Origin of the sequence: Saccharopolyspora hordei (assembly GCF_013410345.1) — a bacterium.
Lineage (GTDB): Bacteria > Actinomycetota > Actinomycetes > Mycobacteriales > Pseudonocardiaceae > Saccharopolyspora > Saccharopolyspora hordei.
The window spans coordinates 2,354,329-2,370,204 of record NZ_JACCFJ010000001.1; the positions used below are offsets into that span (position 1 = coordinate 2,354,329).

Consider the following 15,876-nt stretch of genomic DNA (forward strand, 5'->3'; position numbering starts at 1 on the left):
GCGCCCGAACATGCCACGGAACCTGACCGACGAACGCCGCGACCTCGTCACCGCCATCGGCGAGTTCTGCCGCAAGGAGTGCGGGACCAAGGAGCAGCGCGACAAGCTCACCGACGGCGGCGTGCAGCAGCACAGCCCCCAGCTCTACGCCAAGATGGCCGAACTCGGCTGGCTGGGCATCGCCATCCCCGAGGAGTACGGCGGGGCTGGGCAGGGCATGGCCGACCTCTGCCTGTTCCTGGAGGAGACCTCCTACTGGCGCGCGCCGATCAGCGGGTTCGCGACGACGATCATCGCCGCGGCCAGCTACGAGAAGTTCGCCACCGAGGAGCAGAAGCGCGTCGTGCTGGGCGGTGTCGTCAACGGCCGGGTGGAGGCCATCTCGATGTCCGAGCCCGGCGCCGGTTCCGACGTCGCCGCCCTGACCTGCCGCGCCGAGCGCACCACCGGCGGGTACGTGATCAACGGGCAGAAGACCTGGTGCTCCAACGCCCACCTCGCCGACCACGTCCTGCTCGTCGCCCGGACCTCGCAGGAAGCAGACCGGCACCAGGGGCTCACCCAGTTCATGGTCCCGACCGATGTGGACGGTCTGCAGATCCGGGGCATCGACACGATGGGTGGCAAGGAGGTCAACGACCTCTACTTCACCGACTGCTTCGTGCCGGACTCGGCCGTGGTCGGGACACCGGGCAACGCCTGGGCGCAGCTGATGGCCGGGCTCAACCTGGAGCGGATGATCCTCGCCGCGAACATGTACGGCCTCGCCCGGCGCGCCTTCGACGACATCCTCGCCTACGTCAAGGAGCGCGAGCAGTTCGGCCGCCCGATCGGCTCGTTCCAGGCGCTCAAGCACCGCATCGCCGACCTGGCCACCGAGCTCGAGTGCGCGCGGCTGCTGCTCGACGACGTCGCCGCCACCATCGACGCCCACCCCGGCGAGGTCTTCGCCCGGGAAGCCTCCATGGCCAAGCTCAAGTGCACCGAGCTGGCCAAGCACATGACGCTGGAGGGGATGCAGATGATGGGCGGCTACGGCTACGCCACCGAGTACGGCATGGAGTCGCTGCACCGCGCGAGCATCGTCTCCACCGTCTACGGCGGCACCAGCGAGATCCAGCGCGACATCATCGGCAAGACCTACGGTCTCTGAAGCTCCCGGGGGTGAGACCTGAAGCTCCTGGGGGTGAGACCTGAAGCTCCTGGGGGTGCGACGGAGGTGTCCACTGCGGACGTCTCCGTCGCAGCGCTCAGGCGGTGGGCGGCGGCCCCGGGCGCCCCTCGCGGCTCATCCGCCGCCCACCGCCCAGCCGGCCACCCCCAACCACGCAACCAACACCCCGACGTGAGTTGGAGTTGCCAGTTCTAGGCAAGACTGACGCCCTCCCAGCGTGGGCCTGGGCTGTCAGTTTCAGGCGAAATTGACGCCTCCCCAGCGTGGGCCTGGGCTGTCAGTTTTAGGCGAAACTGGCGGGTCGCTAGCGCCGGATACGGGTGCCAGTTTTGCCTAAAACTGTCGCGTCACCGGGAGGAGGGTCGCTCGTCGGGGGGCGGGGCGCAGGACACGCGGCTCAAAGCCCCCGATCTTGCGGCTGGCTGCTGAGCGTGCGCACGCAGGGAATTCCACTGTGGACTGGCGCTTCGGTGGGTCGCCGGTTCTCGGGTTGTGCCGGGGTGTTGGCGGTGGAGCTGCGGATGACGAGTTCGCTGGGGAAGAGTTCCTTCCGGGGCGGTAGGGAGCGGTCGTCGATGCGTTCCAGGAGCAGGCGCACGGCGGCGCGGGCCATGTCCGCGATGGGTTGCCGGACCGTGGTGATGTCGTAGGAGTCCCACGCGGCGAGGGCGATGTCGTCGTAGCCGATGACCCACACGTCCTCGGGAACGCGCCGGCCCAGGGACACCGCCGCGTCGACCGCGCCGAGCGCGGTGAGGTCGTTGGCGCAGAAGACCGCGGTGGGCGGGTCGTCCTGGGTGAGCAGCTCGCGCATGGCCGAGCGCGCGCGGTCGTGCGCGAACCCGGCCTGGCGGGTGAGCTCGTCGGCCAGCGGCCGACCGAGTTCGGCCAGGCGGTCGCGGAACCCGCGCTCCCGGTGCCGGGCGGTGCTGGTCTGCTCGGGGCCCTGCAGGTAGCCGATCCGGGTGTGCCCGGTGGTCACCAGGTAGTCGGCCACTGCCCGGCCGCCGTTGAGGTTGTCGGTGGTGACCTGGTCGCACTCCAGCGAGTCCAGCCCGCGGTGCAGCAGCAGGATCGGGTCGCCGCGCCGGACCGCCTCGGCGAGCTGCTCAGAGCCCTCGGTGACGGTGGTGAAGACCAACCCGTCCACGATGCCCTCGTCGAGCGCCTGCAGGGCGCTGGATCCGCCGGGGTCGGGGGCGTTCCAGAGCACCATGCGCTGACCGGCCGCGTCGAGCGCCGCGCCGACCGCCTCCAGCAGCTGCGGGTAGAAGGGGTTGGTGATGTCGGCGACCACGACGCCGACGGTGGAGGTGCGCCGGGTCCGCATGGTCCGCGCCGCGGCGTGCGGGCGGTAGCCGACCTCCTTCATCGCCGCCAGGACGCGCTCCCGGGTGGCCGGGGCGACCTTGTCGCTGCCCTGCAGGACCCGGGACACCGTCATCTGCGACACGCCGGCCAGCTGCGCCACGTCGCGGCTGGTGACCACCGCGCACCTCCACGTTCTGGATCGAGGGAGACCCGATTCTGGGTTTACGTAAACACCCTAGCCGCCTACAGTGCGATGTGTACGTAAACATCGAAGGGATCACGCACCCATGGCTCACGCGCTCAAGGCCCCGGCCACCACCTCGGCTGCGACCACGACCTCGCTGCCGGACGTGCAGCAGAAGGTCGCCGCGATCATCGAGGACATCCGGACCCGCGGGGACGAGGCGGTCCGCGAGTACTCGCAGAAGTTCGACGGGTGGCAGCCTGAGTCGTTCCGGCTGTCGGCGGAGCAGGTCGAGGAGATCGTCGCGCGCGTCCCGCAGCAGGTCCTCGACGACATCGAGTTCGTCCAGCGGCAGGTCCGCGGCTTCGCCGAGCGGCAGCTGGCGTCGCTGCAGGAGTTCGAGGTGGAGACGCTGCCCGGCGTGCACCTGGGGCAGAAGCACATCCCGGTCTCCGCGGCCGGTGCGTACGTGCCGGGCGGGCGGTACCCGCTGCTGGCCTCCGCACACATGACGATCCTGACGGCCAAGACCGCCGGCGTGCCGCGCGTGGTGGCCTGCACACCGCCGATCCGCGGCGAGGTCCCGGACGCCACCGTGGCGGCCATGCACCTGGCCGGCGCCGACGAGATCTACCTGCTCGGCGGCGTGCAGGCGGTGGTGAGCATGGCGCTGGGCACCGAGACCATCGCGCCGGTGGACATGCTGGCCGGTCCGGGCAACGCGTTCGTCGCGGAGGCCAAGCGGCAGCTGTTCGGCGAGATCGGCATCGACCTGTTCGCCGGTCCCACCGAGGTCCTCGTCGTCGCCGACGAGCACGCCGACCCGTTCGTGGTGGCGGTGGACCTGCTGAGCCAGGCCGAGCACGGTCCGGACTCGCCGGCGGTGCTCATCACCACCTCCGAGAAGCTGGGGCGCGCGGTGCTGCGGCACGTCGACGAGCTGCTGCCGGGGATGCCGACCCGCGACAACGCCGAGGCCGCGTGGCGTGACCACGGTGAGGTGCACGTCGTCGACGACCTCGACGAGGCCTACGCGCTCGCCGACACCTACGCCAGCGAGCACGTGCAGGTCCTCACCGAGCAGCCGCGCGAAGCGCTGGCGAAGATGCGCAACTACGGGGCGCTGTTCCTCGGCGAGGGCACCTGCGTCTCCTACGGCGACAAGGTCATCGGCACCAACCACGTGCTGCCCACCCGCGGCGCGGCCCGCTACACCGGCGGGCTCTGGGTCGGCAAGTACCTCAAGACCGTGACCTACCAGGAAGTCACCGACCCGGCGTCCAGTGCGCACCTGGGCGAGGTGTGCGGGCGCGCCGCCCGGGTCGAGCTGTTCGAGGGGCACGCCCGCTCCGGCGACGTCCGGGCCGCCAAGCACGGTGGCGCGGACCTGCCGTGGGCGCCCCACGCCACCGCCTGGTCCTGACCCGTCCCACGGAAGGCGCACCGCCCATGTCCTCCAACGCGACGACGCGTGCCGGAGCCCCGTCGGCGTCGAGAACCCTGACGTCGAGCACCATCGGCAGCGTCATCGAGTGGTACGACTTCACCATCTACGGCACCGCCGCGGCACTGATCTTCAACCAGCTGTTCTTCAGCAGCATCAGTCCCGCGGCGGGCACGCTGGCCGCGTTCGGCACCTTCGCGGCCGGGTTCATCGCCCGCCCGCTCGGCGGTTTCGTGGCCGGCCACTACGGCGACCGGCTCGGCCGCAAGGCGACGCTCGTCGTGACCCTGACGCTGATGGGTGCGGCCACCACGCTCATCGGCCTGCTGCCCACCTACGAGCAGGTCGGCATCGCCTCGCCCGCGTTGCTGGTGCTGCTGCGGCTGGTGCAGGGCTTCGCGGTCGGCGGTGAGTGGGGCGGCGCGGTGCTCATGGCCGTCGAGCACGCCCCCGACGGGCAGCGCGGCCGGTACGGCGCGTGGCCGCAGACCGGTGTGTCCGCGGGCCTGCTGCTGGGCACCGGGGTGTTCAGCGTCGTGTCGCTGCTGCCGGAGCCCCAGCTGCTCAGCTGGGGGTGGCGGGTGCCGTTCCTGGTGAGCATCGTGCTGGCGCTGGTCGGGCTGTACATCCGGTTCCGGATCACCGAGCCCGAGTCCTTCGCGCGATCGCTGGAGTCCAGCGGGCCGTCGCGCCGACCGCTGGTGGAGGTGCTGCGCACCCACCCGAAGCAGATCCTCATCGCGATCGGGGTCCGCTTCGCCGAAGGCGGGAACTACTACGTGTTCACCGTCTTCATCCTCACCTACATCACCCAGCAGCTGGGTCTGCCGCGCCAGGCCGGGCTGACCGGGGTGCTGCTCGCGGCGGCGCTGAACATCGCCGCGCTGCCGCTGTGGGGCGCGCTGTCGGACCGCGTCGGGCGCCGGCCGGTGTTCATCGGTGGGGCGCTGTTCATGGCCGCCTACGCGTGGCCGTTCTTCTGGCTGGTCGACACCCGGTCCCCGGTGCTCATCGCGCTGGCCCTGGCCATCGCGCTCGCGGTGCCGCACGGGGCGGTGTTCGCGCCCATCGCGGCGTTCTACGCCGAGCTGTTCGAGCCGCGGGTGCGCTACAGCGGGGTGTCCATCGGCTACCAGATCGGCAGCGTGCTGCTGGGCGGTTTCACCCCGCTGCTGGCGACCTCGCTGATCCTGTGGTCCGACGGGGCGTCGTGGAGCGTGGCGGCGCTCGTCGCCGCCGGGGCGCTCATCGCGGCGGTCTCGATGGGCGTCGCCCCGGAGACCCGCCACCGCAGCCTGCACGGGCTGCGCGAGCCCTCGCGGCAGCCGGTGGACGCCTGACCCCCGGGAAGCGCAGCCGTGGCACCGCGGCTGCGCTTCCCGGGTCCACTGTGCACGGCGCCGCTGCGACGGGCTCGGGCTGGCCGAGGTGCGCCCTCATAGACTGAGCCCCATGCGCAGGGTGGTGGGCAAGAACGTCGTGGAGTTCGCCGCGGAGGAGTTCGCCGCGATGGTCGAGCGGCACCCCGGCGGCGTCGTCCTCGACGTGGGCGCGGGCAACGCCAAGCACGCCTACCGGATCGCGCGTGACGCGCAGGACACGCTGGTGATCGCGCTGGACGCGGCCAAGGACAACATGCAGAAGGTCGCCGGCAAGGCCGCCGCGTCGCCGAAGAAGGGCGGTGCGCCGAACCTGCTCTGCGTGTGGGCCGCCGCCGAGGACCTGCCGCCCGAGCTGCACAGCGTCACCGAGCTGCACTGCCTGATGCCGTGGGGGAGCCTGCTGCGCGGGATGCTCGGGTCCGACGCTGAGATGCTGCGGGGGCTGGCGCGGCGGTGCGTGCCCGGCGCGACGTTCCTGGTCACGCTCAACCTGCACGCGTGGCGGCCGCCCGTTCCCGAGGTGGGGGAGCACCCCGAGCCCACCCCTGACTCGGCGATGGAGCAGCTGGCGCCCTACTACGCGGACGCCGGGTGGACCTTGGAGGGCGCGCGGTACTTCGGCGCCGAGGAGCTGGAGGCGCTGGCCACGTCGTGGACCCGGCGGCTGGGGTCGACCCGGGACGAGCTCGACGTCCTCGGTCTCACGGGCGTCATCGGGAAGTGATCGTGGACAGCTCGGACGTCCTCCTGCGCATGGTGTGCCGGGGGCACGCCAACATCCGCGCCACGCACGGCAAGACCCTGGAGTTCGCCGTCGACCCGGACATCACCCCGCGGGCGACCTGCGTGGTCGGCGTGTCCGCCGAGGTGCGGCAGCTCGACGCCCCGGGCATCGCCGGGCCGGTGCGCATCACCCTCACCGCCGGTGGGCGCAGCGCGACCGTGCGGGCGGTGGCGAACTCCGCGTGGCGCCCGGGGGCCACGGCCGTGGTGCGGCGCAGTTCCGAGCGGTTGCCGGGCACGCTGGCCACCGACGCCGACCTCGCGGCGAGCGAGCTGCCCCGCGACCTCCTCGACCGGCTCCAGGACCCGGGGACCGAGGTGGAGGTCACCGTGGAGCGCGACCGCGAGGCCCCCGGCGGGCTCGTGCTCTTCCACGCGCGCGAGGGCGACGCCCCGCGGCTGGCGGCCGAGGTGGCCGCCGCCGACCACGTGGTCGTCGAGGACCAGCCCGCCCGCGCCCTGCTCGGCGCGGCGCGGGCGCTGGACGCCCGCAAGGCGGACCGGGCACGGCTGCGCGCGGCCCTGGAGCAGGGCGAGCGCGTCCTGGTGGTGACGGCGGTCGCCGCGCGCAGCGACGTGGTCCCCGACCTGCTCGCCGCGGACGTGCCCCTCGACGTGCTCGGCCTGCCCGCGCAGCTGGCGGTGACCGCGATGACGTCGACCCGGACGCCGGTGGTGCTGGTCGACGACACGAGCCGACGGGGCATCACCGCGGCCCTGCGCCGCCACGCGAACGCGGCGGTGGTCTTCCGGTGCGGCGCCGACCAGCTGGGCAAGCTCCTCGGCGAGGTCGAGGGCGAGCGGGCGGTGGCGACCGTGGCCGTGGGGACGTCCGCGGCGGAGCGGCCCCGGCTGGGCACCGCGGCGCGGCTGCCGGCCTCCGGCGAGGTCTTCTGCTGCGTCGCCCCGGTCGGCGGGGCCGGGGCGGACACCGAGGTCGACGCCGCCGGGCTGGTCCGGGCGCTGCTCGACGAAGGGGTCCCGCAGAAGACCATCTCCCGCGCGCTGATGGCCTCGGCCGGCTGGTCGCGGCGCCAGGCGTACGAGATCGTCTTGGGCCTCGCAGGCGACAACGGCGAGTGACCGGCCGCCTGGTCGCGGTGGCCTGTTAGCCCATCTGGGTTACCCGTGGGCTGGGTCGCGACTACCGAGTGTTTCGGTTCACGCCGATTCGGCTGGACGCGAGGGGGGTCCGGCTCGGAGACTGGGAACCAGGCGGCCGATGGGGGGCTCCACTCCGACGGAACGAGAGTTCTCTTCGGGCTCGCTCTCTGTATCGATCCAGATCGTCGCATCCCCGACACGCAGCGAACTGGTCCGCCGAACTTCCCTTCCTTCCCCGAGAGGAGAACCGTGCCCTTCGCGCTGGTCGCACTCGCTGTAGGCGCCTTCGCCATCGGCACCGCCGAGTTCGTCATGATGGGCGTCCTGCCGCAGGCCGCCGCCGAGCTCGGTGTGTCCATCCCGACCGCAGGCAACCTGATCTCCGGCTACGCCCTCGGCGTCGTCGTCGGGGCTCCCGCGTTGACGTTGCTGGGCGCTCGCCTGTCCCGCAAGACCATGCTCGTGCTGACGATGGGCATGTTCACCGCCGGCAACGCGCTCTTCGCTCTCGCGCCCAACGCCGGGCTGGGCATGCTCTTCCGCTTCCTGAGCGGCCTGCCGCACGGTGCCTTCTTCGGCGCCGGGGCCGTGGCGGCCGCCACGATGGTCGCTCCCGGTCGCAAGGCCAAGGCCGTCTCGATGATGTTCATGGGCCTGACCCTGGCCAACGTCGTCGGTGTGCCGCTGGGCACGCTGCTGGGCCAGCAGTTCGGCTGGCGGGCCACCTTCGCCGTGGTCGCCGCGATCGGGCTGGCCGGCGTCGCCGCCATCGTCCGGCTGGTGCCGGAGCAGGGCCGCCCCGCCCCCGGGCAGTCCACGGTGCGCGACCAGGTCGCCGTCTTCCGCTCCCCGCAGGTGTGGCTGGCCCTGGCCATCGTCACCTTCGGCCTCGGCGGCACCTTCTCCGTGCTGAGCTACCTGACCCCGATCCTCACCGACGTGTCCGGCTACTCCTCGACCTCCGTGACGCTGCTGCTGGCGCTGGCCGGGCTCGGCATGACCGTGGGCAACTACCTGGGCGGCCGGATCGCCGACAAGGCGGTCATGCCCGGCGTGTACACCGCGCTGGTCGGCGTCGCCGCGGTGCTCGGCCTGTTCACCTTCACCTCGGGCAACAAGGTGACCGCTGCGGTGACCGTCTTCGCCATCGGTGTCGTCGGGTTCATGGTCGCGCCGATCATGCAGGCCCTGGTCATGGAGAAGGCCGAGGGCGCCCCCTCGCTGGTGTCGGCGGCGCTGCAGTCCGCCTTCAACATCGCCAACTCCATCGGTGCCTACGCGGGCGGTCTGGTCATCGCGCACGGGCTCGGTCTGCTGGCGCCGAACCTGGTCGGCGTGGCGCTGGCGGGCGTCGGGATGGTGCTGGCCGTGACCATGACCGGGCTGGACCGCAAGCGCGCGGCGGTCGCCACGGCCGACCAGCCGGTCGAGGAGCCGGCGGACGAGCCGGTCGACGAGCTGGCGGACGAGCCGGTCGACGAGCTGGTGGACGAGCCGGTCGAGGGCCTGGTGCCGGAGCTGGTCGAGGAGCTGCGCCCGGCGGAGCGACCCGCCGCCATGCCCCAACCCGTGGCAGCCTGACCGGCGTCCTCCCCGTGGTCGTGAGCGCGAGAACCGGCCAGAACCGGCCTCCGCACTCACGACCTCTTTCATGCCAAGACGAGCGGTCCTTGCCGTCGCGAAGGGGTCGTGAGTGCGAGAACCGGCTGGGACCGGTCTCCGCGCTCACGACCTTTGTCGTGTTTGGGCCAGTGGTCGCTTGCCGTGGTCGGGAACGGGTCGTGAGTGTTGGGGCCGGTTGGGACCGGTTCTTGCGCTCACGACCTTTGTCGTGGGCGGGACAGGACTTCGGCTCGCCGTGGTTCGGCGGGTGGTGTGGTCATGACTCTTCGGCGAGGTGGTGGGCCTTGGTGACGTGCCGGGCTCGGTGACCAGCTGGGGCCCCGTCCGGTTCGTCGGGGGCGGGGCCGGGACGGGCAGGCGCGGGGCGCAAGTGCTGTCCCGTGCCGACGCTGGTTTCGGCGCACCCCGGGCCACGCGGCGCGTCCGAAGGGTTTTCGCGTGACGCACGATGGTGGTCGTGGGCGGGCGCAGGGGGTGGTCCCCGGCGAGCGTGGTGATCACACGTCGTTCCCCGGAGGAGACACCGATGCGTCGGACCGTCGTCCGCATCGCGGCCGCGGCGGTGTTCGCGGCCGCCGCTCTCGTCGCAGCGCACGGCCTCACCAGCGTCCAGCACGTCGTCGCCCCCGCGTGCGAGTTCGCGCAGGACGTGACCGTGCTCGACAGCGGGCTGACGCCCGAGCCCTGCTGAGCTGCGGTCGCGACTCACCCGAATGGGTTAACCGGGCTGTTAGGCTGCCTGCCGTCTGGGCGCCGCCCAGCGGTTCTCCAGGAGGTCCGATTGACCCGGTCCGGCGGCAGCGCGACCAAGCGCGTGGCCATCCTCGGCAGCAGCGGCGGCAACCTGCACAGCCACGGCGGGCACGACCCGGCCGGTCTGCTCGCCGACATCGCCCGCCAGCTGGAGGCGGCCGGGATCACCCTGGCCGCGGTGCAGTTCGTCGCGGCCGAGTCCTCGATGGACCACGCCTCCGACGACACGGCCGCGGCACTGTGGACGCTCGGGTCCGGGACACCGGAACGCGCCATCACCGGCACGCTCGCCGAGGTCAACGAGGCCGCCCGGGCGCACGACGAGCGGGTGGCCGAGCTGGTGCGCTCCGGCGAGGTCGACGGCCTGGTCCTGGTCAGCGCCGACCCGGACGACACCAACAGCCGGGCCGTCGCCGCAGCGGCGGAACGCGGTGCGCCCGCCGCGGGCACCGGCGGCACCTCGCTGGCCGCGGCGCAGGCGCTCGGCGTCGACCTGGTCGCCGCGTCCGGCACCACCGGCACGACCAGCGCCACCCGCGCCGTGTCCTACGTCGCCGGGCTCGCCCGCCACTGGGGGCTGAAGTACCGGCCGGTCATCGGCAGCGCGACGACTCAGGCGGCCGGCGGGAGCCCGTGGCGGCGGATCAGCGTCCGCGGGACCATGGTCGGCAGCATCCCCGCGTTCATCGCGCTGGCGCTGGTGCTGGCCCTCAGCCGGGTCCCCGGCCTGGACGGTCTGGAACCGGTCTTCGAGACCCTGCTGGACGGGCTGCCGGTCGTGGTGGCCGCCGTCGCCGCGCGCCGCGTGTCCGGGCTCGACGAGGTGGGCCTGGTCGCCGGTGCGGTGGCCGGGATCCTCTCCGCGCAGGGCGGCGTCCTCGGCGGCCTGGTCGGCGGTGTGCTGGCCGGGGTCCTGGCGTCCACCCTGCTGAGCTGGACGCTGGCCCGGCGGTTCCCCGCGACGACGGCGAACATCGTGTCCGGCGGTCTCGCCGGGCTGCTCGGCGGGCTCGTCGTGCACCTCGCGCTGGCCCCGCTGACCAGCGCGATCGGGGAGGGCGTCAAGACCGGGGTCGAGGCGCTGGTGGCGTGGAACCCGCTGCTGGCCGGGGCGGTCGCCGGGCTGGTGATGTGGCCCGCGATCATCGGCGGCGTCTACCACGCGGTGATCCTGCCGCTCGTGCTGGTGGAGATGGGGGAGAAGGGGCACAGCTTCTTCGGCGCCATCGACATGGTCGGCCTGGTCATGGTCAGCCTCGGCATCGCGCTGGCCAACGCGGTGCTCCCGCGCAGCAGCGGAGAACGCGCGCTCGCGGCGTCGGGGGCGGCGGTCAACGTCGGCTTCGGCACCTTCGTGGAGGCGGCCTACCCGTTCCTGTTCGCCGACAAGCGGGTGTTCGCGGGCGCGCTGCTCAGCGCGGCCGCCGGGGGCGCCCTGGTGGGGTGGACGGGGTCGGAGGCGACCGCCTACCTCCCGGCGTTCCTGCCGCCGTTCCTGGCGACCAACAAGCTCGGCATGGCGCTGGCGATGGTCACGGCCTGCGCCTGCGCCTTCGCCGTCACCGCCCTGGTCAACCTGCACCACCGCCGCGCGCAGCGCGCCTGAGCGTCAGGCGGCGACGCGCTCCGGCTCCGGGGCCTGGGCGGGGGCGGTGTTGCGGGGGAGGGCGCGGTCCACGGCCACGAGCGCCAGGCCGAGGAGCCAGAAGGCGCCGCCGTAGACCAGCACGTTGAGCGCGAGCCCGTCGTGGCCGAGGGCGTCGAGGTCGAGGAACGGGTACGGGTAGCGGTGCGGGCCGTCCAGCAGCGCGCCCCGCACCAGCGCGAACACCAGGTACCCGATCGGGTGGGCCAGCCAGGTGATCGCCCACGCCCAGCGGAACCGGCGGTGCTCGTCGAACAGCAGCCAGTCCGCGACCACGGCGATCGGGGTGACGACGTGCACCAGCTGGTTGGACAGGTCCGCGGTGCCGGAGGTGCCGGGGGTCATCTGGAACGGCGCGTCGGCCAGCACCAGGTTGTAGACCAGGCCGGTGATGGCGATGGCGACCGTGGTGGCGCCCTTGAGCCAGGCCGGCGGCTGCCCGCGGCCGCGCAGCGTCGCCCAGCAGGTCCAGGCGAAGACGACCGCGACGAGCACGTTGCTCTGGACGGTGAAGTACACCAACGAGCTGAGGACGCCGTCCTTCGTGGTCAGGTAGACCCCGAGGACGGCGACGACCAGCACGGCGGTCCGGTACAGCGCCGCCCACGGCCTGGCCATGCCCACCCCACACGATCAGGAAGAGCTTTCACGATCAGGTTAGCGGGGGTGCCGGCCGGGCCGAGCGGCGCTACCGGGCCAGCGGGCGGACGGTGAGCATCTGCTCCGCACGGCCGACCGGGCCGCGCGTGTCGTGCAGCACGGTGCTGGTGATGCCCCGCCCGTCGCCGCCGAAGACCACGCTGGTGTCCAGCCCGGTCCAGCGGCCCTCCGGCTGGCGGTGCAGGTGGATCGTCAGGTCCACGTTCGGGAACATCCACTCGGTCGGGTCCTGCCGCACGGCGATGCCGTTGGCGGTGTCGACGAGCGCGATGAACGAGGCCAGCGGACTGGCCTCCTCGCCCGCCACCAGGTCGTGGGAGGTGGAGACCCACGCCGTGGTGCGCCCGGGCTGCGGGTCACCGACCGTGCGGGCGTCCAGCGAGGCGATGAACCCGCCCGACCACAGCGAGCTCATCGCCCAGGGCTCCAGGGTGTCCGGGTGCGGCAGCGGTTCGGCGCCCCCACCGGCGACGGCGCTGGTGTCCTGCGCCGAGAGGTACCAGGCGCGGGCGCGGACCACGGGGCGGTCGGCGATGATCGCGGTCGCCTCCACCAGCTCGATGGTGCGGCCCGGGCGGACCGTCTCCACCCGCACCTCGAACTCGTCGAGGTCGATCTTGCCGAGGATGTCGAAGCCGATCCGGCTCATCAGCAGGCCGGGACGCGCGCCGGAGCGCTCGATCGCGTGCACCAGGAGACCACCCAGCGGGCTGAAGTGCTGCTCGTCGCTGCGCCACGCGCCGCTGGCGTGGGCGGTCGGCTTGAACCGGTTCGCGTCGAGCCGTTCGAAGTAGCTGGGGGTCAACGGGTCTTCCCTTCCGCGTCCGTGGCCTTCGTCCTCAGGTTATGGGCCGGGGGAGCCGGACCGAACGGGCTGTGTCGATCCCCACGCGACGCGGCGCCTCAGTCCTGGGTGACCAGGGACCGCAGGAAGAACACCAGGTTGGCCGGGCGCTCGGCGAGGCGCCGCATGAAGTAGCCGTACCACTCGTCGCCGTAGGCCACGTAGACCCGCAGCTTGCCGCCCTCGGCCGCGATCCGCCGCTGCTCCTCGGGGCGGATGCCGTACAGCATCTGGTACTCGAAACTGTCCGCGTCCCGCCCGGCCCGCCGGGCCAGCTCGGCGGCGATCGCGACCATCCGCGGGTCGTGGCTGGCCACCATCGGGTAGCCCGCGCCGTCCATGAGGATCTTCAGGCAGCGCACGTAGGAGCGGTCCACCTCGGCCTTGTCCTGGTAGGCCACCGAGGCCGGCTCGGCGTAGGCGCCCTTGCACAGGCGCACCCGCGAGCCCTCGGTCGCCAGGTCGCGGCAGTCCTGCTCGGTGCGGCGCAGGTAGGCCTGCAGCACCGCGCCGACCCACGGGAAGTCCACCCGCAGGTCGCGGAGGATGCCCAGCGTGGAGTCGGTGGTGGTGTGGTCCTCCATGTCGAGGGTGACCGTGGTGCCCGCCTCGGCGGCGGCCTCGCAGACCAGCCGCGCGTTGTCCAGCGCGATCTTCTCGCCGTCACCGGGCAGGAACTGGCCGACCGCGGAGAGCTTCACCGACACCTCGGCCCGGTCGGCCAGGCCCTCGTCCGCGAGCACCCGGAGCATCCGCCGGTAGGCGCGGACGATCTCGGCGGCCTGCTGCGCGTCGAGGGTGTCCTCGCCGAGGTGGTCGAGCGTGACGTGCATGCCCTGGTCGCGCAGCGCGCGGGTGACGCGCACCGCGTCGTCCGGGGTGGTCCCGGCGACGAACCGCTGGACGACCGGCTTGGTCAGCGGGTTGGCCTCGACGAGGCGGCGCACGCCCTGCGAACGGGCGGCGGCCAGCAGGGTGCTGCGCAGCATCGCGGCTCCTCCTTCTGAGAGGTCGGGTGGGGGCTCCTGCTTTCCGCGCCGCCGTCTCGGTGCGTGCCGCGGTCCGCCGGTGGCCTGCGAGCAGCACCGGCGAGGGTCGGAGCGAGTGGAGTTGCGCGGTGCCGGGCACCGCGGGCCGGTCACCGGCCGGGGCCGCGAGTCCCACCGGGACCGGGTGCCCGATCCCCGTCGGGATCGTGTCCCCGACTTCGGTGGGACCCGCGGCGTCCGGGCGTCAGCCCATGTGCGGGTAGTCGATGGAGGTGGGGGCGTTCCACGTCTCCTTGATGGCCCGCGGGCTGGTCCAGCGCTGGATGTTCAGCAGCGACCCGGCCTTGTCGTTGGTGCCGGAGGCGCGGCTGCCGCCGAACGGCTGGCGGGAGACGATCGACCCGGTGGGCTTGTCGTTGACGTAGAAGTTGCCCGCCGCACCGCGCAGCTTGCGGTGCGCTTCGTCGATGGCGCTGCGGTCGGTGGCGAACACCGCGCCGGTCAGCGCGTACGGGCTGGTCGAGTCGACGACGTCGAGGACCTCGGAGTACTTGGCGTCGTCGTAGACGTGCACTGCGATGATCGGTCCGAAGTACTCGGTGGTGAACACCTCGTCGCCGGGGTCGCTGCCGACCAGCACAGTGGGCTCGACGAAGTAGCCGACCGAGTCGTCGTAGCCGCCGCCGACCAGGACCTCGATGCTGTCGGTCGCCTTGGCGCGGTCCAGCGCCGCCTTGTGCTTGGCGAACGCGCGGGCGTCGATGACGGCGCCGCCGAAGTGGGAGAAGTCGGTGACGTCGCCGAAGCGGATGCTGCGGGTGGTCTCCACCAGCTCGTCGCGCAGGCCGTTCTCCCACAGCGAGCGCGGCACGTAGGCGCGGGAGGCCGCCGAGCACTTCTGGCCCTGGTACTCGAAGGCGCCGCGGGCCATCGCGGTGGCCAGCGGGGCCGGGTCGGCGGACGGGTGCACGACGATGAAGTCCTTGCCGCCGGTCTCCCCGACGATGCGCGGGTAGCTGCGGTAGGTGTCGAGGTTGTCGGCGATCAGCCGCCACAGCTTCTTGAAGGTGGCGGTGGAGCCGGTGAAGTGCAGGCCCGCGAAACCCGGGTCGGTGAGCGCGACCTCGGAGACGGCCTGGCCGTCGCCGGTGACCAGGTTGATCACGCCCGGGGGCAGGCCGGCGGCCTCGAACAGCCGCATGGTGAAGTGCGCGGCGAACTGCTGGGTGGGCGTGGGCTTCCAGACCACGGTGTTGCCCATCAGCGCCGGAGCGGTGGGCAGGTTGCCCGCGATGGCGGTGAAGTTGAACGGCGTGATCGCGGTGACGAACCCGTCCAGCGGGCGGTAGTCCATCCGGTTCCACTCGCCGGGCACCGACCGCGGCTGCTCGGCGATGATCTGCCGCGCGTAGTGCACGTTGAACCGCAGGAAGTCGATGAACTCGCAGGCGGCGTCGATCTCGGCCTGCTGCACCGACTTGGACTGGCCCAGGATGGTCGCGGCGTTGATGGTGTCCCGCCACGGCCCGGCCAGCAGGTCCGCCGCGCGCAGCAGCACCGCGGCCCGCTCGTCGAACGGGGTCGCGGCCCACTCCGGGGCGGCGTCCTTGGCGGCCTGCACGGCGGCGGCGACGTCCTCGTGGGTGGCCTGCGCGGCGGTGCCCAGCACGTGCGAGTGGTCGTGCGGCTGGACCACGTCGAACTTCTCCCCGCCGGCCATGCGCTGCACGCCGCCGATGGTCTGGGTCAGCTCGATGCGCTCGGACTCCAGCTCGGCGACGCGCTTCTGCAGCGACTCGCGCTCTGGCGATCCGGGCGCGTAGCCCTTCACCGGCTCGTTGTACGGAACCGGGACCGAGGTGATGGCGTCCATGGCCGAAGTCGCCTCCTTGTGAGAAGTCGCTGGTCTGCGACCGCGAGAGCCGCGTCACTTGGGAGGTTAAGGTCTGGGCGCCCGGTGGAGCTTGTTCGATCGGCTAC

Annotated in this window: 13 protein-coding genes; 8 read left to right on the forward strand and 5 right to left on the reverse strand. The window is 72.5% G+C overall.

Annotation, left to right across the window (positions count from 1 at the left end; all coding sequences use genetic code 11):
* Positions 1-10: 10 nt before the first annotated feature.
* Entirely contained in the window at positions 11-1,153 is a 1,143-nt protein-coding gene (locus HNR68_RS11040) for an acyl-CoA dehydrogenase family protein (protein WP_179720147.1), read from the forward strand.
* A gap of 418 nt (positions 1,154-1,571) precedes the next feature.
* Here the strand turns inward: HNR68_RS11040 and HNR68_RS11045 are convergent, their stop codons facing one another.
* A complete protein-coding gene (locus tag HNR68_RS11045; RefSeq protein ID WP_179720149.1) occupies positions 1,572-2,663 on the reverse strand; it encodes a substrate-binding domain-containing protein in 1,092 nt (363 codons plus the stop codon).
* Between the two features lie 109 nt (positions 2,664-2,772).
* Between HNR68_RS11045 and hisD the strand changes: the two genes are divergently transcribed.
* From hisD to HNR68_RS11080, 7 genes are all read left to right on the forward strand, one after another.
* Positions 2,773-4,092 (forward strand): histidinol dehydrogenase, encoded by a 1,320-nt coding sequence (hisD, locus tag HNR68_RS11050; RefSeq protein WP_179720151.1) that lies wholly within the window; start codon positions 2,773-2,775, stop codon positions 4,090-4,092.
* 26 nt (positions 4,093-4,118) lie between these two features.
* Positions 4,119-5,453 carry an MFS transporter gene (locus HNR68_RS11055; protein ID WP_179720153.1) on the forward strand — a complete coding sequence of 445 codons (1,335 nt, stop codon included), beginning with the start codon at positions 4,119-4,121 and terminating at the stop codon, positions 5,451-5,453.
* A gap of 112 nt (positions 5,454-5,565) precedes the next feature.
* Complete coding sequence (gene kamC, locus HNR68_RS11060; RefSeq protein WP_179720155.1) at positions 5,566-6,219, forward strand: 16S rRNA (adenine(1408)-N(1))-methyltransferase KamC; 654 nt, start codon at positions 5,566-5,568, stop codon at positions 6,217-6,219.
* Between the two features lie 2 nt (positions 6,220-6,221).
* On the forward strand, positions 6,222-7,361 hold the full coding sequence (locus HNR68_RS11065; RefSeq protein ID WP_179720157.1) for a DUF371 domain-containing protein: 1,140 nt from the start codon (positions 6,222-6,224) through the stop codon (positions 7,359-7,361).
* 270 nt (positions 7,362-7,631) lie between these two features.
* Complete coding sequence (locus tag HNR68_RS11070) at positions 7,632-8,963, forward strand: MFS transporter (RefSeq protein WP_179720159.1); 1,332 nt, start codon at positions 7,632-7,634, stop codon at positions 8,961-8,963.
* A gap of 568 nt (positions 8,964-9,531) precedes the next feature.
* Complete coding sequence (locus HNR68_RS11075) at positions 9,532-9,696, forward strand: hypothetical protein (RefSeq protein WP_179720161.1); 165 nt, start codon at positions 9,532-9,534, stop codon at positions 9,694-9,696.
* 90 nt (positions 9,697-9,786) lie between these two features.
* Positions 9,787-11,364 carry a PTS sugar transporter gene (locus tag HNR68_RS11080; RefSeq protein WP_179720163.1) on the forward strand — a complete coding sequence of 526 codons (1,578 nt, stop codon included), beginning with the start codon at positions 9,787-9,789 and terminating at the stop codon, positions 11,362-11,364.
* A gap of 3 nt (positions 11,365-11,367) precedes the next feature.
* Here HNR68_RS11080 and HNR68_RS11085 read toward each other — a convergent pair whose 3' ends face one another.
* The 4 genes from HNR68_RS11085 to pruA form a co-directional block, all read right to left on the reverse strand.
* Complete coding sequence (locus tag HNR68_RS11085; RefSeq protein ID WP_179720165.1) at positions 11,368-12,021, reverse strand: Pr6Pr family membrane protein; 654 nt, start codon at positions 12,019-12,021, stop codon at positions 11,368-11,370.
* 70 nt (positions 12,022-12,091) lie between these two features.
* A complete protein-coding gene (locus HNR68_RS11090; RefSeq protein ID WP_179720167.1) occupies positions 12,092-12,868 on the reverse strand; it encodes a thioesterase family protein in 777 nt (258 codons plus the stop codon).
* A gap of 98 nt (positions 12,869-12,966) precedes the next feature.
* Positions 12,967-13,896 (reverse strand): proline dehydrogenase family protein, encoded by a 930-nt coding sequence (locus HNR68_RS11095; RefSeq protein ID WP_179720169.1) that lies wholly within the window; start codon positions 13,894-13,896, stop codon positions 12,967-12,969.
* 244 nt (positions 13,897-14,140) lie between these two features.
* Positions 14,141-15,769 (reverse strand): L-glutamate gamma-semialdehyde dehydrogenase, encoded by a 1,629-nt coding sequence (pruA, locus tag HNR68_RS11100; RefSeq protein WP_179720172.1) that lies wholly within the window; start codon positions 15,767-15,769, stop codon positions 14,141-14,143.
* Between the last annotated feature and the right edge of the window lie 107 nt (positions 15,770-15,876).